Origin of the sequence: Hyphomicrobium sp. ghe19, from assembly GCF_902712875.1 — a bacterium.
Lineage (GTDB): Bacteria > Pseudomonadota > Alphaproteobacteria > Rhizobiales > Hyphomicrobiaceae > Hyphomicrobium_B.
Genome location: NZ_LR743509.1, coordinates 4,359,168 through 4,377,943, shown reverse-complemented (window position 1 = coordinate 4,377,943; position 18,776 = coordinate 4,359,168). Strand labels below are relative to the sequence as shown.

Sequence of the window (18,776 nt, the reverse complement as noted above, 5' to 3'; positions counted from 1 at the left end):
TCGCGCTAAGTCCTATGTCGCTCCGGCGGCGGAACAGATCCATCCGCCATGGAAGTTCCGGTCTTGCCGACGGCCTCAGATGCCTGAGCCGTCCGCCGAATGCGAATTTCCTCGCGCGCGACCCGGACCGTCGCCACCGCGAGCATCAACGCCAGCGTGAACCAAGTCAACGCATAGACGAGGTGATTGTTATGGAAGGCGACCACGGTCAATCCGCCGACAGGGAATCCGCCGGGGTTTGGCGTTGCATCCGCATCGATGAAATAGGGCGCGACGTTCGTCAGGCTCCGCGCGGCCGCAATCGCTTCCACATCCCGGGAAAACCATCGGTTCGCAGCCGGATCGTTGCTCCGCAGAAAGGCGCCCTTCGGCTCGGTCAGACGAAGTAGACCCGTCACCGTCACGTCGCCGTCCGGCGCGCCGGCAGCGCGCGCCCCCGGGTCCCGGCGATCCGGCGGCACAAACCCGCGATTGACGAGAACCGTGAAGCCATCCTTGGTCTCGAGCGGCGTCACGACCCAATAGCCCGCCCCATCGTTCGTCACGGCAGTGACGAGCGCTTCACGATCGTTGCGGAAATGACCGGTGGCGGTGACCCGGCGATATTCGTCGGTCTTGGCGTCGATCGACGTCCAGTCGGCAGGACCAGGTGCGGCCGTTGGCTGAGAGTGAACCCGCTGCTCGACACGTTCGATAAGATCGAGCTTCCACGCGCGGCGTTCGACCTGCCAGACGCCGAGCGACAACAAACCGGCGATGCCGAGAAGTCCTATGATGCCGAGTATGGCGAGAGAAAAGGCCGAACGCGGGCGCTTCGCGCGCCCGCCATCCAGTCCTTCGTCCCCGAATTCCCCGCGCCCCTTGGCGTCGGCGTTCACGGCAGCTGGCTCGGATCCATGCCCGGCATCATGTTCGTATTCATGTGGTACATGACCCACAGTGAACCGGCGAGCGTGATCACCACCATGACGACGGTGAAGATCAAGGCCATCATCGTCCAGCCGCCTTCCGAACTCGGCGTCATGTGCAGGAAGTAGATCATGTGCACGACGATCTGCACCGCGCCCAGGATGAGGATCGCGATGGTCGTCGCTTCGTTGCTGCCGAGCTTGCCGGTCATGACGAGCCAGAAAGGAATGGCCGTCAGCACGACAGAAAGGCCGAAGCCGATCAGGTAGCCGCGCAAAGTCGATTCCGGATGGCCGCTCTCGTGACCGTGTGCGTCGTGGCTGTGCTCGCCGTGCGGACCCGAGCTCATCGGAGCACTCCCATCAAATAGACGAAGGTGAAGACGCCGATCCAGACGACGTCGAGAAAGTGCCAGAACATGCTGAGGCACAAAAGGCGCCGCTTGTTGGCTTCGATCAGGCCGAACTTCCACACCTGCACGATCAGCGTGATCATCCAGATCAGGCCGAAGGTGACGTGCAGGCCGTGCGTACCGACAAGCGTGAAGAACGACGAGAGGAACGCACTACGCTGCGGCGTCGCTCCCTCGTGGATCATATGAGCGAACTCGTAGAGCTCGATGCCAAGGAAGGCGGCGCCGAAAAGCCCTGTCACCGCGAGCCAGAACAGCATCGCATTCTGGTTCTTCTTCTGCATCTCGAGCACCGCGAAACCGTAGGTGATCGACGAAAGAAGCAGCATCGACGTGTTCAACGCGACGAGCGGCAGATCGAAAAGCTCTTTCGGCGAAGGCCCGGCCGCGTAGTTGGCGCCGAGAACGCCGTACGTCGCGAACAGCACCGCGAACACGAGGCAGTCGCTCATCAGATAGAGCCAGAAGCCGAGCATGGTGCTCGAACCTTCCGGATGGTCATGCTCGTCGGCGACGTAGAAGACCGGAGCCTCTTTCGTCTCGGCAAGGGCTGTGCTCGCCGCTGTTGTCGTCGTCATCGATTATGCCCGTGCGGTCTGAAGGAGCTGCGTGCGCGCGCGCTCGGTTTCAACGACTTGCTCTCGCGGAATATAGAAGCTGCGATGGTAGTTGAACGTGTGACCGATCGCAGTCCCGATAAGCGCCACGAACCCTACGATCGCAAGCCACCAGATCTGCCAGATCATAGCGAAGGCCACGAGCGCACTGATACCGGCGAGGATGATGCCCGCACTCGTGTTGCTCGGCATGTGGATCGCCTTATATCCGCTCGCCGGACGTTCATAACCGCGCTTCTTCATATCCCACCACGCATCGTTGTCGTGGATCACCGGAGTAAAGGCGAAGTTGTAGACAGGCGGCGGCGACGACGTCGACCACTCGAGCGTACGACCGTTCCACGGATCGCCGGTCCAGTCGCGCAGCTTTTCGCGGTTCTTGATGCTGACGGCGATCTGGATGAGGAAGCAGGCGATGCCGATGGCGATCATGACCGCGCCGAGAGCCGCGATGATGAACCAGATCTGCAGCGACGGATCGTCGAACACGCGCAGGCGGCGGGTGACGCCCATCAAGCCGAGGACGTACAGCGGCATGAAGGCGAACCAGAAGCCGATGACCCAGAACCAAAACGACATCTTGCCCCAGAACGGATCGAGCTTGAAGCCGAACGCCTTCGGGAACCAGTAGGTGATGCCGGCGAACATGCCGAACACGACGCCGCCGATGATGACGTTATGGAAATGCGCGATCAGGAAGAGGCTGTTGTGCAGCACGAAGTCTGCCGGCGGAACGGCGAGAAGCACACCGGTCATGCCGCCGACGACGAACGTCAGCATGAACGCGACCGTCCACATCATCGGCACTTCGAAGCGGATCCGGCCCCGGTACATCGTGAACAGCCAGTTGAACATCTTCGCGCCCGTCGGGATCGAGATGATCATCGTCGTGATGCCGAAGAACGAGTTGACGCTGGCGCCGGAGCCCATCGTGAAGAAGTGATGCAGCCAGACGAGATACGACAGGATGGTGATGACGACCGTCGCATAGACCATCGACGTATAGCCGAAGAGCCGCTTGCCGCAGAACGTCGAGACCACTTCCGAGAAAATGCCGAATGCGGGAAGTATGAGGATGTAAACCTCGGGATGGCCCCAGATCCAGATGAGGTTCACGTACATCATGGCGTTGCCGCCGAAGTCGTTCGTGAAGAAGTTCGTGCCGGCGTAGCGGTCGAGCGAGAGGAGCCCGAGAACGCCTGTCAGCACGGGGAACGCGGCGACGATGAGGACGTTGGTGCAGAGCGCCGTCCACGTGAAGACGGGCATCTTCATCAGGGTCATGCCTGGGGCGCGCATCTTTACGATGGTCGCGATCAGGTTCACGCCGGATAGCAGCGTCCCGACGCCCGCCACCTGTAGCGACCATATGTAATAATCGACACCGACATCCGGACTATAGGCGATGTTCGAGAGCGGCGGATACGCAAGCCAGCCAGTACGCGCGAACTCGCCGATGAACAGCGAAGCCATCACGAGAGCCGCGCCGGCCGTGGTCATCCAGAAGCTGAAGTTGTTGAGGAACGGAAAGGCGACGTCGCGTGCGCCGATTTGCAGAGGAACGACGTAGTTCATCAAACCCGTGACGAGCGGCATCGCCACGAAGAAGATCATGATCACGCCGTGTGCGGTGAAGATCTGATCGAAATGGTGAGCCGGCAGATAGCCTTCCGAGCCGTTGAAGGCCACAGCCTGCTGGAGGCGCATCATGATGGCGTCGGCGAAGCCGCGAAGCAGCATCACGAGACCGAGCACGATGTACATGATGCCGATGCGCTTGTGATCGATGCTCGTGAACCACTCCTTCCAGAGATAGCCCCAAAGCTTGAAGTAGGTGAGAGCGCCGAACGTGGCGACGCCGCCGATGGCGACGGCGATGAATGTCGCGACGAGGATCGGCTCATGAAGCGGCAACGCTTCTAGCGTCAGCCGTCCGAAGATGGCCTTCATGAGTTCTGGGTTATCAAACATCTTTGTATTCGTTCCCGGTCAGGAGTTTGACGGTCGCGGTGCGAAGGATTGGAACGTCGCTGCCGGACGCGGCAGACCCGCACCCAGAAGGGGCGTCGAGCTCACCGGCGTCACTTGCACGTCCGCCATATCGGCGCCCATCGGATCATTTGTCGTGCACACGCTCGCGACGTAAGCCTTTGCCAGGACCGGCGCCGAACCACGTCGAGCGGATTTGTCGTATTCAATGCTCTGAACCAGATTGACACCCGCAAGGCCGAGGCCGCCCTTGGCGTCTATGGCCGCCATTTCGTGCATGCACATTTTGCCTGGCTGGACGCAGAGATTGACCACCCGGTGAAAGAGCTGCGGATCGACGCTTGAATACTTCCTTACAGCGACACCTTCGCTCGGCCTTTCGAGATCGAGGTATTCGGTGAGCCCGAGATTGCCGCCGCTAGCCTTGATGTCCGCAACCCATTTCGCAAAACCGGCTTCGTCTCTGGCAAGGAAATCGAAGCGCATCTTCGAGAAACCGTCGCCGCTGTAGTTCGCCGAAAAGCCTTTGAAGTCGCCGGGCTTGTTGATGACGGCATGAAGCTGCGTCTGCATTCCCGGCATCGCGTAGATCATGCCGGCAAGCGCCGGTACGTAAAAGGCGTTCATCACCGACGACGCCGAGATGCGGAAATGGATTGGCTGGTCGACAGGCGCCGCCATCTGGTTGACGGTCGCGATACCGTAATCCGGATAGATGAACAGCCACTTCCAATCGAGCGCGACGACGTCAACCTTGAGAGGCTTCACCGCGTGAGCCACGGCTTGGCCCGGAGCGGTGCGCCCCAACGGACGGAAGGGATCGAGCAGATGCGTCGCCATCCACGTGATGGCGCCAAGGCAAATGATGATGAGCAGCGGAGCCGCCCAGATCACGAGCTCGAGATGGGTGGAGTGATCCCAGTCGGGATCGTAAGGCGCCGACTTGTTCGAATGGCGATACCGCCAAGCGAAAAACACCGTCAACGCCATCACCGGAATGATGATGAACAACATCAGCACGGTGGAGATGATGACAAGATCGCGCTGCTGGATGGCGACGTCGCCTGCAGGGTTCAACACGATTGCATTGCAGCCGCCCAGCAAAGCGAGGAGTGGTAGAAGGGCAATATTCCGAAATAGCTTCAAGGCGGTCCGCGTCCCATCGACAGAGCTTCCTCGGTCTCTCCGCTAAACTTGCAGCGCTTTGAGCGACATTGGACAATTTGCCCAACGCCAGTTGGCCGCAGGATTAAACGCCGCTCAAAACGGCTGATGATGCAAAATTTTTGCCCAGCCGAACGGCGCTTTCGTCATCTCGAACTCTTGGTTCAAAATCACGCCGGTCGCGTCAGCACGTCCCCATGCTTCGTTCTTACGCTGCGTAGTTTTTTTGCTGGGAGCAAAGAACACTCGCTGAGGTCAGGCAGACCCTTTCAGGACTCCGCCATCCGATCAGCAAGCATGGCCGCGAAACTACTTTTCGTACGTCTTCGCATCCGCCCGGCCGGTAGCTCTCTTTAACGCGAGATCGCGAGCGCGCTCTTGAAACTCGGGATGCTGCGCAAACGACGCACGAAGCGTCTTCCATCCAGCAGCCAGTTGCTCGGCGAGGACGACGTCTTCGTCGCTGACAGTTGACGGACGATATTGCGCGGCATGTTTCAGAGCGTTGGCTTGGCGCTCCGTCTCGGCGATGTGTTTGACTGACTCGGCCAGCTTATTGTCGATTTCTGACATGGGAGAACACTCCTCGGTCGATTCAACCGCCGAAGAAGCCCCAGGTTGCATCCGCGTTGCATCGCGCAACGATGTCCGAGGGGTACGTCAGTGGGCCAATTCCGGCCGAGCGCCGACGCAGCAAGGCTCCCGAAAGATTGCGGGCTGGCGGACATATGAATGCGACAACGGCGTTCGACTGAAAGCCGAACGCCGCTGCAAAGAACTGGAAAAAAACCGAGAAGGCGGTCTGAGGGCGAAAGCCCGCTTATGCCGCCCGCGTCGACAACCGGCGCAGCTCGCTGACGAGCGTATCGGCTCTGCGCTTCGCAGAATCGTCCTTCGCCGTAGCCAGTTCCGCTTCCGCTGTCTTGAGCTCTTCAGCCATTGTGGCGGCCGAAATGTCGTCGAGATCGTAAGCCGACTCGGCGAGGACCGTCAGCCGCGACGGGTCGACTTCCACAAAGCCCGACTTGACGAACAACCGCTTGCGTACGCCGCCCGCCGTTACATCGAGCACGCCCGGACGGAGCGTCGAGATGACCGGCGCGTGTCCAGCGAGGACGGCGAAATCGCCGTCATCACCCGGCACGACAACCTGATCGGCGTCGACCGAAAGCAACACCCGCTCGGGCGAGACGAGTTCAAACCTGAATGTGCCTGCCATTTTAGTCCGTCACCCTTCGAACGCTTCGCTCAAGCCTGAGGCGGTTCATCTTCGCCGTCGCCCTCGGCGCCGGCCTTTGCCCTGACTTCTTCCGGCGTTTGCAGCTTGGTGCCGCAGAACGGACAGAAGAACAACGGATGGTCGACGAGACCCGGCTCATCTTCCTCGAGGTCGACCAACCCGACGGTCATGTAGATGACCCCGTCTTCGCCGACGGTGATCAGTGGTTCGAAATCGCCGCCTTCGAGAGCTTCCTTCAGCTCCTCGCAGCAGCTTCCGAACGTCTTACCGGCTTCCGCCATGAACTTCTCTCTCCTGGCGGCGCGTTCGCGCGGACCTCGGCCCGCGCAAAACCGCTCGGCCTGTGTTTATGCCGCTTCCGCGAGCTTCTCTGCCTTCGCGATCGCTTCGTCGATCGAACCGACCATGTAGAATGCAGGCTCCGGCAGGTGATCGTATTCGCCGTCGCAGAGGCCCTTGAAGGCCTTGATCGTATCTTCGAGCGGAACCTGCTTGCCGGGCGAGCCGGTGAACACTTCCGCGACCGAGAACGGCTGCGACATGAAACGCTCGATCTTACGAGCGCGTGCGACGGTCAGCTTGTCCTCTTCCGACAGCTCGTCCATGCCGAGAATGGCGATGATGTCCTGCAGCGACTTATACTTCTGCAGGATCGACTGTACCCGGCGAGCGACCTGATAGTGCTCTTCGCCGACGATGCGCGGGTCAAGCATACGCGAGGTCGAGTCGAGCGGATCGACGGCAGGGTAGATGCCCTTTTCCGCGATCGAACGCGAAAGAACGGTCGTCGCGTCAAGATGCGCGAACGATGCGGCAGGCGCAGGGTCGGTCAAGTCGTCGGCCGGAACGTAAATAGCCTGCACCGAGGTGATCGAACCCTTGTGGGTCGTGGTGATGCGTTCCTGCAGCGCGCCCATGTCCGTCGCAAGCGTCGGCTGATAGCCCACGGCCGAAGGGATACGGCCGAGAAGCGCTGACACTTCCGAGCCCGCCTGCGTGAAGCGGAAGATGTTGTCGACGAAGAACAGAACGTCCTGGCCCTGGTCGCGGAAATGCTCGGCAACCGTCAGACCCGAAAGCGCGACGCGAGCGCGAGCGCCCGGCGGCTCGTTCATCTGACCGTACACGAGGGCGCACTTCGAGCCTTGCGCCGAGCCCTTGTTCTTCTTCGGGTCGATGTTCACCTTCGACTCGATCATTTCGTAATAGAGGTCGTTGCCCTCACGCGTACGCTCGCCGACGCCAGCGAACACCGAGTAGCCGCCGTGCACCTTGGCGATGTTATTGATCAGCTCCATGATCAAAACCGTCTTGCCGACGCCGGCGCCGCCGAACAGGCCGATCTTGCCGCCCTTGGCGTAAGGCGCGAGCAGGTCAACGACCTTGATGCCCGTCACCAGAATCTGTGCTTCCGTCGCCTGATCTTCAAACGTCGGCGAAGGCTGATGGATGGCGCGAACTGCGCTCGTCTTGATCGGGCCAGCTTCGTCGACCGGCTCGCCGATGACGTTCATGATGCGGCCGAGCGTTTCGTCACCAACCGGTACCGAAATCGGCGATCCCGTATCGGAAACTTCCTGACCGCGAACGAGACCTTCCGTCGAGTCCATGGCAATGGTGCGAACCGTGTTCTCGCCCAAGTGCTGCGCGACTTCGAGAACGAGGCGGTTGCCGTGGTTCGTCGTCTCGAGTGCGTTCAAAATCTCCGGCAGCTGACCGTCGAAATGCACGTCAACGACGGCACCCGTCACCTGGTGAATCTTCCCTACGTTTTTAGCCATTTTTCTTCTCCAACGGATTTGATCAGGCGACGGACAGCGTCACCGGGATGTTGTTGCGCGTCGCCTTGGAATAGGGACAGATCTGATGGGCGTCTTCGATCAGTGCCTGCAGCTTGTCCTTGTCGGCGCCGGGAATCGAAAGCGTGAGATGCGCCTTGAGAGCGAAGCTCGTCGCATCCTTGTCGAGCGTCACTTCGCACGTGACCTTCGCTGCCTGACCGTCGAGACCGTGCTTTTTGGCGAGCAGCAGAACTGCCTGACCGAAGCACGACGACCAGCCGAGAGCGAAAAGCTGCTCCGGGTTATGGCCCTCGCCCGACCCGCCGAGGTCCTTCGGCAGCGCCATTGCCAGCGCCAGCTTGCCATCTTCGACAACCGCGCGACCGTCTCGGCCGCCCTTCGTCGTTGCACGCGTCACATAAGCCATCGCTCAGCCTCCGGATCAGACTGCTTCTGCGCCAGAAATGATCTCGATCAGTTCCTTCGTAATGTTCGCCTGCCGCTGGCGGTTGTACTTGATCGTAAGCTTGTTGATCATGTCGCCGGCGTTACGGGTCGCATTGTCCATGGCCGTCATCTGCGAGCCATAGAACGATGCCGAATTCTCAAGAAGCCCGCGGAAGATCTGCGTCGAGATGTTCCGCGAAAGCAGGAAGCCCAGAACCTCTTCCTCGCTCGGCTCATAATCGTGAACCGCCGTCGCGCCGCCCTTGGCTGCTGCGTCGCCCGGCGTCTCTGAGACAGTTGCCGGAATGAGCTGCAACGCCGTCGGCTTCTGCGCGATGACCGATTTGAATTCCGAGAAGTAGAGTGTCGCGATGTCGAATTCGCCCGCTTCGAACATCTCGAGGACGCGCTTTGCAAGCCCCTCGGCGTGCGAGAACGTCAACTGCCGAACACCTTGGAAATCTTTGCGTTCGACGATGTTCCGGCCAAGATCGCGACGCAGGTTGTCCGCGCCCTTGCGGCCGACCGTCAAGATCTTGACGGTCTTGCCGTTCGCGATCAGCCGATTGGCATCGGCGCGCGCAAGCTTCGCAATGTTGGAGTTGAAGCCACCGCAAAGACCGCGCTCGGCGGTCATGACAATGAGAAGATGGACCTGGTCCTTGCCCGTACCGACGAGCAGGGGCGAAGCACCATTCTTGTCGGCGACCTTCGACGCGAGGCTACCGAGAACCTCGGCCATCCGCTCAGCATAAGGGCGGGCAGCCGTCGCGGCTTCCTGCGCGCGGCGCAGCTTCGCCGCGGCGACCATCTGCATCGCCTTCGTGATCTTCCGCGTCGCCTTCACCGAGGCGATGCGGTTGCGCATTTCTTTTAAGCTCGCCATCGGGCGTTCTCCTCAAGGAACCCGATTAAGCTGCAAAACCCTTGGCAAACTTGTCGAGGAACTCGACCAGTTTCTTCTCGGTGTCAGCCGACAGCGCCTTCTCTTTGGCGACCGTGTCGAGGATCGTCTTCTCAGACCGAAGTCCGGCGAGAACGCCCTGCTCGAACTTGCCGACGGCCGAAACCGGAATACTGTCCAGGTAACCGCGCGTACCGGCGAAGATCACCGCAACCTGCTCTTCCATCTTGAGCGGCGAGAACTGCGGCTGCTTCAGAAGCTCGGTCAGACGAGCACCACGTGCGAGCAACCGCTGCGTCGCGGCATCGAGATCCGAACCGAACTGCGCGAAGGCCGCCATTTCGCGGTACTGTGCAAGCTCGCCTTTGATCTTGCCGGCGACCTGCTTCATCGCCTTCGTCTGCGCCGACGATCCGACGCGCGACACCGAAAGACCGACGTTCACGGCCGGACGGATGCCCTGATAGAAGAGATCGGATTCAAGGAAGATCTGGCCATCGGTGATCGAGATGACGTTCGTCGGAATGTAGGCCGACACGTCGTTCGCCTGCGTTTCGATGACCGGAAGAGCCGTCAGCGAGCCGTTGCCGGCTGCATCGCCGAGCTTGGCGGCGCGCTCGAGAAGACGAGAGTGCAGATAGAAGACGTCGCCCGGATAAGCTTCGCGGCCGGGCGGACGGCGAAGAAGAAGCGACATCTGACGATAGGCGACAGCCTGCTTCGAAAGATCGTCATAGGCGATAACGGCGTGCATGCCGTTGTCGCGGAAGTATTCGCCCATCGTGCAGCCCGTGAACGGCGCCAGGTACTGCATGGGAGCCGGATCCGACGCGGTCGCAGCGACCACGATCGAGTACTCGAGTGCGCCGCGCTCTTCGAGCGTCTTGACGAACTGAGCGACGGTCGACCGCTTCTGTCCGACAGCGACGTAGACGCAATAGAGCTTCGCGCTCTCGTCCTTGCCCGCATTCAACGGCTTCTGGTTGAGGAAGGTGTCGAGAATGACGGCAGTCTTGCCGGTCTGACGGTCGCCGATGACCAGCTCGCGCTGTCCGCGGCCGATCGGGATGAGCGAGTCGATTGCCTTGAGGCCGGTCGCCATCGGCTCGTGCACCGACTTGCGCGGCAGGATACCCGGCGCCTTGACGTCGACGCGCATCTTCTTGTCCGACTTGATCGGACCCTTGCCGTCGATCGGGTTGCCGAGACCGTCGACAACGCGGCCGAGAAGGCCCTTGCCGACCGGAACTTCGACGATGGCGCCAGTCCGCTTGACGGTGTCGCCTTCCTTGATCGTGCGGTCGTCGCCGAAAATAACGACGCCGACGTTATCGGCTTCGAGGTTCAGCGCCATGCCGCGAATGCCGCCGGGGAACTCGACCATTTCGCCGGCCTGAACGTTGTCGAGGCCATAGACGCGAGCGATGCCGTCGCCGACCGACAGCACCGTGCCGATCTCTGAAACCTCGGCATCCTTGCCGAAGTTTTTGATCTGATCCTTGAGGATCGACGAAATTTCTGCGGCCCGGATTTCCATTGAAACCTCTTCCCTGGTCGTTTCCATTACGGAGCCTGGTTCGGCCCCTTGTTCAAATTTCTTAAGCGCAGCCGGCGCACGCGCCGTTCAGCGCTAGTCGGCCGTCTCGCTTACGCTCCGGCTCCGTTCAACGCCACCTTCAGGTTCTGAAGCTTGGTTTTGAGCGATGAATCGATCATGCGGCTGCCGACCTTGACGATGAGGCCGCCGAGGATGCTCGGGTCGACGCGCGTCTGAAGCGTCACGTCCTTGCCGACCGAAGCCTTGAGCGTCTCCTTCAAGGAGGCGATCTGCGCATCATTGAGGGCGAACGCGCTCGTCACTTCAGCGCCGATTTCGCCGCGAGCTTTCGCTGCGAGCGCACGATAGGCTTTGATGATGTCCTGAACGACGAACAGACGGCGATTGGCCGTCACGAGCTTCAAGAAGTTTGCTGTGAGGCCGCTGATGCCGGCCTTCTCCAGAATTGCACCCACCGCGCGGCTCTGATCGTCCGCCGCGATGACGGGGCTGCGAACGAGGCGCACGAGATCGGCGCTTTCATCCAGAAGTCCCTGAAATTTTACGAGATCGCTCTCGATTTCCGCAGTCTTGGAACTTTCATTCGCAAGATCGAACAGAGCCGACGCGTAGCGCCCGGCCACCCCTTCAACGATTGTATCGTTCGTCGCCACGTCGCTCTCACCGTCGCGCCTAAGGCGCATAGAGGGCTGGGCATGAAAAGCCCGGAATTCCGCCCGCTCCAAGGAAAGGCCTTTGACAAAAGAAGAGCGTACGTAGCCGGTACCTTGCCAGCCGCCCCCTTTCAAAGCCGGGCTGTCCTTAACATGCACGCCCAAACGCTTCAACCATGCGCCAAGAGGGCGCGTTGCCGCATAACAAGGCTTAGGCAAGCCAAAAATCCGGCGATGGACTGCGCGGGCTCGTGGAAGCGCGGCCGGCGATTCCCGTGAATACTGAACAGAGGCCATGTATGCCGTTCAAACTGCGTTCAGGCAGGCCGGATTATAAAAATGAGAGTGTGCCGCGCGCCTAAGCGGGCCGCGCCTGCATGTTTGCGTCATACGACCAACGTCCCAAAAACTTCAGGGCCCGCTTTAGCGGGCCCTTTTTTAAAGCGCGTCGCGCATGATGATCGGGAAGCGCCACGGCACGACAAAAACCAGATCGAAACCAACATCGTGGGCTTGATACTGAGGATTTCGTGCGAGCCATAGATCGGCCGCCCGCCGCACCCGCCGGCGCATCGTCAGCGTAATCGCATCTTCCGCGTCTGCCACGTTCGGACGCCGCTTGACCTCGATGAACGCCACCCGGTTTTTCCGGATCGCAATAAGGTCGATCTCCCCAACGGGCGTCTTGAACCGCCTCCCGAGAATGCGGTGTCCCGTCGCCAGATAGAGGGCCGCCACGATCGTTTCCGCCCTGAGCCCGCTATGGTGCCGCCTGCGCCGCTCCCACCTTTGCCGGAATTCGTCGTTGACGTTCGAATTCATCACCGGCGCCCCTTCGACTTGATGCCGAGCCCGTAGACACGCGCCTTGGGAACTCCGAATTCATCCGCCAGTGCCCGGGCGGCGTCTTTCAAGCTCATGACTTGAAGCGCATCGGCGAGGCGATCGCCAAGCGTCTCATCGCTGACCGCCTGAGCCTGCTGAGGGCCGACGACAATGACGACCTCGCCCTTGAGATCCTCCGTTGCAGCTTCGGCGAGTTCCGCCAAGCTTCCGCGCCCGATCTCTTCGTGCAATTTCGTCAATTCGCGCGCAACCACCGCCTGACGGTCGCCGAGCAGCCCCGCCATATCGCTGAGCGTTTCCGCGACCCGGTGCGGCGCCTCATAGAAAACGAGGCTCCCGGGTACCGGCGAAAGTTCAGATAATCGCGTCCGCCGCGCCGCCTGCTTCGCGGGTAGAAAACCCGCAAAAAAGAACGCGTCCGTCGGCAAGCCGCTCGCGGTCAAAGCCGCCAAAAGGGCTGACGGGCCGGGAATTGGAACAACAGCCACACCCGCCGCAGCTACAGCTCGAACGAGCTTGAATCCGGGATCGGAAAGAAGCGGCGTTCCGGCATCCGAAATGACGGCGATGCGCTTGCCGGCTTCGAGATCCGCAATCGCCCGATCTATTTCGCGGTCTTCGTTATGATCGTGAAAGGGCCGCGTGCGCGCCGTGATGGAATAATGCTGAAGCAGCTTCGCAGAGTGCCGCGTGTCCTCGCAATAAATGACATCCGCACGCGCGAGAACGCCGAGCGCCCTGAGCGTGATGTCACCAAGATTGCCGATCGGCGTCGCGACCAAATAGAGCCCCGGCGCCAACGGTTCGGACAAAAGCCGCGCAATGACATCCTGGGCGCGGGCTGCCGGACGCGAACCGGGAACGGCCTCTAATTCAGACTGCAAAGATCGTTGTTCGTCAGACACCAATGTCGTCCTGCATCCCGGCGAACCGGATAACCATCAATACCAATATGAGGCGGGCCGTCACAAGCCTACGCCCGAACTCATAGGATTTGCAGCCTATCGCTTAAGAGCGAAAGGCTTAACGGAATATCGGAAATGGGACGAGAATAATTGCGGCGGACGCGACGCCCTAGGCGGCAATCGCATCGCCCATCGTCGGACGTGGCGACGACGGAGGCGCAATTCCGAGCACATGGACCGTCGCTCTGCGGCGCCGGCCGCCAACATCCATGACGGCTGTCAACTCATCGACCAAAGACGTCAAAGCATACTGGGCAAGATCGAGCTGCAGAGTTGCCGAAGCATGGCAGCGAGTCGCCTCCTCGGCCCGAGACGCAGCCCCGGTGATGATGCCGCTGATGTGACCCCACTGCTCCGAAATCGAGAGCCGCGGAGGCTCAATCCGCCGCGACCCAACCTGCCGCGGCATCTCCTTCGCCGGCGAACGCGTGAGCCGCGAGCAAACAAAATTGAAAATCGGCGCCGCCGCCATGGAAATAGCGGCCCAAACATTGGCGACCCTGATTTTCGGTGTATCTGCCATAGATAACAGAATCCGGATAAGTGATTAGAGAATAATTAAAGCTGGGATGATTTGGGGAAAGTTACAAGTATTAGTCTCGGTAAATATGTATTAATTTTTACGATTGGGAGAATAAATATCGAAGTGTATGGTCAATTGACCCGACCGTGAATTGCGGCGGCCGAAATACGAATCAATAAAGCGCCCGTACCGTAGCAAACCCGCATTATCCGGATGCCCCGAACTGACGACCGCCAAAGCGCGTTGATGAACAAGACGTCAACTGAATATGACGCGTCGAATATCGTCCGCTGTCGCGCCTTCGTCGCGAAGTATCCGCAAGCCCATATCCTGATTTGACTTTGAGAGCTTGCGCCCGTCGGACCACTTGATGAGCCGATGATGCGAATAGACGGGCTCAGGCAAATCCAAGAGTTCCTGCAAAAGCCGCTGCAAATCGGTGGCAGCCAGCAAGTCTTGTCCGCGCGTCACGTGCGTCACGCCCTGCCGCGCGTCATCGACAACGACGGAAAGATGGTAGCTCGCCGGTACGTCTTTGCGAACGATAACCGCGTCGCCCCATCGCTGCGGGTCGGCAGTCATTGTTTGCTGCGTGCCGTCCTCCGCGACCTCGACGAACGTGAGCGGAGCGTCTCCGCGTTTCGCCTTCAACGCCTTGAGCGCTCCGTCCATGTTGAGACGCAACGCGGGCGACTCGCCCGCCGCCATCCGTGCTCCGACATTCGCCGCTGACGCTCCACGCCAGAGCCCGGGATAACGCGGCGCGCCATCGGGATCGGTCTGCGCCGGATCTGCGGCGGCCGCGATCTCGCTGCGCGTCGCAAAGCAGGGATAGAGCAGGCCCGCTTGAATCAGCCGGTCCGCAGCTGCGAGATATTCGGAAAAATGCTCCGATTGCACGAGGACGGGCTCTTCCCAAGTAAGACCAAGCCAATTCAGATCCTCGAAGATCGCGGTCACGAACTCCGGACGCCGCCGCTCGATATCGATATCCTCGATCCGGAGCAGGAAGCGGCCGCCGTTCTTGCGCGCGACGTCGTGGGCGATGATGGCTGAGAGCGCATGGCCAACGTGCAAGAGCCCGTTGGGTGAGGGCGCAAAACGAGTGACGGAAGACATCAGTCGCAAGAGCCTGTTCGGCCCGCTCCGGGCGTATATGACCGCGCAACCGCCTCGACGACGCGATCGTATATTTTTCGTTCACTGGTCGGATAAAGCATGGCCCAACTATTTATGAGTTTGCCGCCGCACGTAAAGCTGACGCGTTGATAAAACGTTTCGCCGTTGCGATCTCCGGACAACACGAACCAGCGCGCCTTCACCGGCGCGTAGTCGATCTTCGCGGTCGCATACTGGTCGGAGATCAGGAATTGGCGATAGTCCTCCAAAGACTGGCGATCTGCATTTTCGAAGGCTCCCACAAGTAACTTTGCCTTGCCGTCCTTCGATAGATAGACACCACCCTCATCGGTCTTCGGTTGATCGCTCTTCGGCGTGAAAATATTGTCGGGGTAGGCAATGGCAAAACCGTGACGCTCATTTATGACGGTCACCCAGCTGTCTTGCCAAGATCGGGCGTGAGCTTGCAAAACACCGCTTACGTATAAAATTGCGGCAAATAGGATTCGAGCTATCCTTGCCATCTTTACGCTCTCCCACCACGCGAGACGCATCAAAACCCGGTATCGCTCTTTAAACGCAACTCTGGAGCAAAGGTTTGGCCGCGCAACGATATCCGACCGTGACGACCGAGCGCCAGCTCAAAGCTGCTGCAGCGAAACTCGCGCAGCAATGCAATGTCATGTCGCGAATATTCAAGCGCACGGGAACGCCGCCGATGCGAAGCTTTCCAGCAGGTTTTGCAGGGGTCGCCAAAATCGTCGTCGGCCAGCAGCTATCGGCACAAAGCGCCGCCGCGATCTGGTCTCGCGTAGACGGAGCATTCTCACCCTTCACGCCCGAAGCGATGCTGGCGCGAAGCGACGGCGATCTAAAAAATCTCGGCCTTTCGAACGGGAAGATACGGACGCTTAAAGCGCTTTCGCTGGCCGTGCTCGAAGAGGGTCTCGATTTCCCGACGCTGGATGCTGCAGACGAGCACATCATCGTCGAGCGGCTCACATCCATTCACGGCATTGGTCCGTGGACGGCCGACATCTACCTTCTCTTTGCTTTGGCGAGGCGCGATGCCTTCGCACCTGGTGACCTCGCTCTTCAGCTCGCGGTTCAGCACCACTTCAAGCTCGCGCAGCGCCCAACATCGGAAGAACTCGAGGAAATTGCTGAACGCTGGCGCCCCGCACGTGCCGTCGCCGCGCGCCTGCTGTGGGCCGATTACGCGTTTGCCCGCCGCGCTCTTCTGGGGAAACCCGCAAAGCCGATTGTCACAAAAACGTACAAGATATTGAAATAAAGCTCGAAAATAGCCGCCGCGACACATCCGACCGAATGCTTCACAGAATTGATATGCGCGGCTAGTATCCCCGCGTTCAAGTGGGGCCAAAAACGCGATTCGGCGGATCTAAACCGCGAGGTTTGCGCGACGTGAATGCTCACGTGACATTACCGGACAACTGTCCGGCTCTTGTACTGAACGCCGACTTCCGGCCGCTCAGCTACTATCCGCTGTCCCTGTGGAGTTGGCAGGATACGGTAAAAGCGGTCTTCCTCGACCGCGTGAACATCGTCTCCGAATACGAGCGATACGTCCGAAGCCCATCGTTCGAGCTGAAGCTTCCGAGTGTCGTGTCGCTGAAGACTTACGTGAAGCCCGCGCTGTATCCGGCTTTCACACGCTTCAATGTTTTCCTGCGCGACCGCTTCAGCTGTCAGTATTGCGGCGACAAGAGCGATCTGACGTTCGATCACTTGATCCCGCGCTCACGCGGCGGACAAACGCGATGGGACAACGTCGTCACCGCGTGCGCACCATGCAATCTGAGGAAGGGTGGTTTGATGCCGAGAGCTGCGGGCATGTTCCCCGCTCACGAGCCCTATCGACCGACCGTTTTCGAACTGCATCGCAACGGTCGGCTATTCCCGCCAAACTATCTGCACGAAAGCTGGCTGGATTATCTCTACTGGGATACCGAACTCGAACCGTAGTCCGGACCACCCAGCTTAAAGCCGATTCTACGCAGCATGCTTGATCGGATGCGCGCAAAGCTCTGCGGCGATCAGATCGACGACGCGTTCCCAATTGGCGCCAGTCTCAGCACTGAGCCCGAATGCGAGAAGCGCATCGGTCGGCGCGCCGCCATCCCGAAAAATTCGCGCGCACTGCTCACGGCTCACAGCCACGGCCTGATGCCACTGAATGGGACTGAGATAATCTGGAACAGACGGGGTCATCTGGGCGAACTCCGCAAAAAAAACGTTCTTCGAGGAACGATTCCCGAGGCTTGGCCGTTCCAAACGATGGCGGCAGACACACAGAGCGCCCTGACATCACTACGCGAGACCTTGTCACATGATGTCTCGATTGAGGGCTAACTCGATCACGCTCCGTGCGTCTGCCAGCTCGTTGGAAAGCCAGCTGCTCTCCGAAATCCTTTTGTCCAACGCCTTACAATTCGACACGCACGCGAACGCAACGGTTACGCTACTGCTACTGGGGCAATCGCAACTTCGCGACGGCGGCTGAAAGAACGGCGCTCCGCATGACGGTCAGCGCAACATCTCCAATCGGACGCCAAGCCCAATCTTCTGTATTCGCACTCACCCACGCATCGGCCTTTGGATGGGAATGGCGACCGTCGTCGGAAGTGCGGGCGAACCGCCGGGACATACGCATCGACGAAGTTGTCGAGGCGGCTCGCCTGAGATTTTTGAACGCACCGGACAGAACCTCTTTCGGGGTCTGGCCGCACTCGAACTCAACGCTACGCAACGAACGCTTACGAAACGCAACAACGCCACGCGTACTCAAATCCGGGGCGGAAACGGGCTCGGTTGAACGAGTGAAAACTGCTTCGAGCTTTGCTCTCGAAGAACGCAACGCATACGCCACTGGGAAGGCTCCCTACGCTTGACCGATATCCACACATTCCAACAACGCCCGTGTCCCGCGAACGAAGCAAGAATAGCCGTCACATTCGGGCAACGGGAAGGCGCGATTCTGTCTCTGGGATGAAATTCGAACTTTGTTTGCTTGACAGTATCGATCAGGCAACGAAATCAACGTTTTTCCGCGCCACGACATTTGTGGACAAGCATCAGAGATCGGCGGCGGTCGTCTCGTAGCTCTGCTCGCGCGCGGCCAAAGCGGCGGCGAATGAGATCAACATCAGGAAAAACGACGCGACGGCATTCCACCCGGCGAAGGATATGCCGAGAAAGCGCAAAGACGCTTCATCACACTTGATGACGTGGATGTTCTCAATCTCGCTTAGAAGGTTGCCGGCCGACGTCGTCAAAGATTGCCCGCCACCGCACGCCGCCGGACCCGGCCAGAATTTCCACTCGGCGCCGGCGTGGTAGATGCCGAGCACGGTGTTCGCCAAAAACGCGAGCCCGACGAGCAGAAAGAGCGCGGCGGCCAACCGGCGATGACCGCCGGCCGTCAGCACGAGCGCGATGAACAACACCGGGATGGCGGCATAATAGGCGTAGCGCTCGATCAGGCAGAGCATGCACGGCACATAGCCGCCGATGTATTGAAATCCGAGCGCTGCCGCGATCGTTGCGATCGACAGGAAAAGCGCGAGCGCGCCAAGCTGGTAATCCGTCCCTCGCGCCATTCGCTCGCCAAACGCCATGATCGAGATCC

General features: G+C 59.9%; 22 protein-coding genes. 2 read left to right on the top strand and 20 right to left on the bottom strand.

Features of this window, described 5'->3' with window-relative positions:
- Positions 1-5: 5 nt before the first annotated feature.
- The 18 genes from AACL53_RS20825 to AACL53_RS20740 all read right to left on the bottom strand — a co-directional run bounded on the left by AACL53_RS20825 (position 6) and on the right by AACL53_RS20740 (position 15,561).
- The gene (locus tag AACL53_RS20825) at positions 6-833 is read right to left on the bottom strand and encodes an SURF1 family protein (protein WP_339087011.1); all 828 of its coding nucleotides are present in this window, start codon (positions 831-833) and stop codon (positions 6-8) included.
- A 41-nt stretch (positions 834-874) separates the two neighbouring features.
- Entirely contained in the window at positions 875-1,258 is a 384-nt protein-coding gene (gene cyoD, locus AACL53_RS20820; protein WP_339086548.1) for a cytochrome o ubiquinol oxidase subunit IV, read from the bottom strand.
- Positions 1,255-1,899 carry a cytochrome o ubiquinol oxidase subunit III gene (gene cyoC / locus AACL53_RS20815; protein ID WP_339086546.1) on the bottom strand — a complete coding sequence of 215 codons (645 nt, stop codon included), beginning with the start codon at positions 1,897-1,899 and terminating at the stop codon, positions 1,255-1,257. Before cyoC ends, cyoD begins: the two co-directional genes overlap by 4 nt.
- 3 nt (positions 1,900-1,902) lie before the next feature.
- Positions 1,903-3,909, bottom strand: a complete 2,007-nt coding sequence (cyoB, locus tag AACL53_RS20810; RefSeq protein ID WP_339086545.1) for a cytochrome o ubiquinol oxidase subunit I — start codon at positions 3,907-3,909, stop codon at positions 1,903-1,905.
- An 18-nt stretch (positions 3,910-3,927) separates the two neighbouring features.
- Complete coding sequence (cyoA, locus tag AACL53_RS20805) at positions 3,928-5,073, bottom strand: ubiquinol oxidase subunit II (protein WP_339086544.1); 1,146 nt, start codon at positions 5,071-5,073, stop codon at positions 3,928-3,930.
- A 327-nt stretch (positions 5,074-5,400) separates the two neighbouring features.
- Positions 5,401-5,664 (bottom strand): hypothetical protein, encoded by a 264-nt coding sequence (locus AACL53_RS20800; RefSeq protein WP_339086543.1) that lies wholly within the window; start codon positions 5,662-5,664, stop codon positions 5,401-5,403.
- Between the two features lie 247 nt (positions 5,665-5,911).
- Positions 5,912-6,310 carry a F0F1 ATP synthase subunit epsilon gene (locus AACL53_RS20795; RefSeq protein ID WP_339086541.1) on the bottom strand — a complete coding sequence of 133 codons (399 nt, stop codon included), beginning with the start codon at positions 6,308-6,310 and terminating at the stop codon, positions 5,912-5,914.
- A gap of 29 nt (positions 6,311-6,339) precedes the next feature.
- Positions 6,340-6,612, bottom strand: coding sequence for a hypothetical protein (locus AACL53_RS20790; protein WP_339086539.1), 273 nt, complete (start codon positions 6,610-6,612; stop codon positions 6,340-6,342).
- A 66-nt stretch (positions 6,613-6,678) separates the two neighbouring features.
- Positions 6,679-8,112, bottom strand: coding sequence for a F0F1 ATP synthase subunit beta (gene atpD, locus AACL53_RS20785; RefSeq protein WP_339086537.1), 1,434 nt, complete (start codon positions 8,110-8,112; stop codon positions 6,679-6,681).
- Between the two features lie 22 nt (positions 8,113-8,134).
- Entirely contained in the window at positions 8,135-8,539 is a 405-nt protein-coding gene (locus AACL53_RS20780; protein WP_291164489.1) for an organic hydroperoxide resistance protein, read from the bottom strand.
- A gap of 15 nt (positions 8,540-8,554) precedes the next feature.
- Positions 8,555-9,445, bottom strand: coding sequence for a F0F1 ATP synthase subunit gamma (locus AACL53_RS20775; protein ID WP_339086534.1), 891 nt, complete (start codon positions 9,443-9,445; stop codon positions 8,555-8,557).
- A 25-nt stretch (positions 9,446-9,470) separates the two neighbouring features.
- The gene (gene atpA / locus AACL53_RS20770) at positions 9,471-11,000 is read right to left on the bottom strand and encodes a F0F1 ATP synthase subunit alpha (protein WP_339086532.1); all 1,530 of its coding nucleotides are present in this window, start codon (positions 10,998-11,000) and stop codon (positions 9,471-9,473) included.
- Positions 11,001-11,110: 110 nt separating this feature from the next.
- On the bottom strand, positions 11,111-11,674 hold the full coding sequence (locus AACL53_RS20765) for a F0F1 ATP synthase subunit delta (protein ID WP_339086531.1): 564 nt from the start codon (positions 11,672-11,674) through the stop codon (positions 11,111-11,113).
- Positions 11,675-12,112: 438 nt separating this feature from the next.
- On the bottom strand, positions 12,113-12,496 hold the full coding sequence (locus AACL53_RS20760; RefSeq protein ID WP_339086529.1) for a YraN family protein: 384 nt from the start codon (positions 12,494-12,496) through the stop codon (positions 12,113-12,115).
- Positions 12,496-13,404 carry a 16S rRNA (cytidine(1402)-2'-O)-methyltransferase gene (gene rsmI, locus AACL53_RS20755; protein ID WP_339086528.1) on the bottom strand — a complete coding sequence of 303 codons (909 nt, stop codon included), beginning with the start codon at positions 13,402-13,404 and terminating at the stop codon, positions 12,496-12,498. The genes AACL53_RS20760 and rsmI overlap by 1 nt, the downstream gene beginning before the upstream one ends.
- A gap of 190 nt (positions 13,405-13,594) precedes the next feature.
- Positions 13,595-14,008 (bottom strand): hypothetical protein, encoded by a 414-nt coding sequence (locus tag AACL53_RS20750; protein WP_339086527.1) that lies wholly within the window; start codon positions 14,006-14,008, stop codon positions 13,595-13,597.
- A gap of 258 nt (positions 14,009-14,266) precedes the next feature.
- Positions 14,267-15,127: a tRNA glutamyl-Q(34) synthetase GluQRS gene (gluQRS, locus tag AACL53_RS20745; RefSeq protein WP_339086525.1), complete on the bottom strand. Its 861-nt coding sequence runs from the start codon at positions 15,125-15,127 to the stop codon at positions 14,267-14,269.
- On the bottom strand, positions 15,127-15,561 hold the full coding sequence (locus AACL53_RS20740; RefSeq protein WP_339086524.1) for a hypothetical protein: 435 nt from the start codon (positions 15,559-15,561) through the stop codon (positions 15,127-15,129). The genes gluQRS and AACL53_RS20740 overlap by 1 nt, the downstream gene beginning before the upstream one ends.
- Before the next feature lie 164 nt (positions 15,562-15,725).
- Here AACL53_RS20740 and AACL53_RS20735 point away from each other — a divergent pair, with 164 nt between their 5' ends.
- Positions 15,726-16,421 carry a DNA-3-methyladenine glycosylase gene (locus AACL53_RS20735; RefSeq protein ID WP_339086522.1) on the top strand — a complete coding sequence of 232 codons (696 nt, stop codon included), beginning with the start codon at positions 15,726-15,728 and terminating at the stop codon, positions 16,419-16,421.
- A 143-nt stretch (positions 16,422-16,564) separates the two neighbouring features.
- Positions 16,565-17,113, top strand: coding sequence for an HNH endonuclease (locus AACL53_RS20730; RefSeq protein ID WP_177228192.1), 549 nt, complete (start codon positions 16,565-16,567; stop codon positions 17,111-17,113).
- Positions 17,114-17,140: 27 nt separating this feature from the next.
- Here AACL53_RS20730 and AACL53_RS20725 read toward each other — a convergent pair whose 3' ends face one another.
- Both AACL53_RS20725 and AACL53_RS20720 read right to left on the bottom strand, forming a co-directional pair.
- Complete coding sequence (locus AACL53_RS20725; RefSeq protein WP_339086521.1) at positions 17,141-17,359, bottom strand: hypothetical protein; 219 nt, start codon at positions 17,357-17,359, stop codon at positions 17,141-17,143.
- A gap of 863 nt (positions 17,360-18,222) precedes the next feature.
- Positions 18,223-18,765, bottom strand: coding sequence for a disulfide bond formation protein B (locus tag AACL53_RS20720; RefSeq protein WP_339086520.1), 543 nt, complete (start codon positions 18,763-18,765; stop codon positions 18,223-18,225).
- Positions 18,766-18,776: the final 11 nt, after the last annotated feature.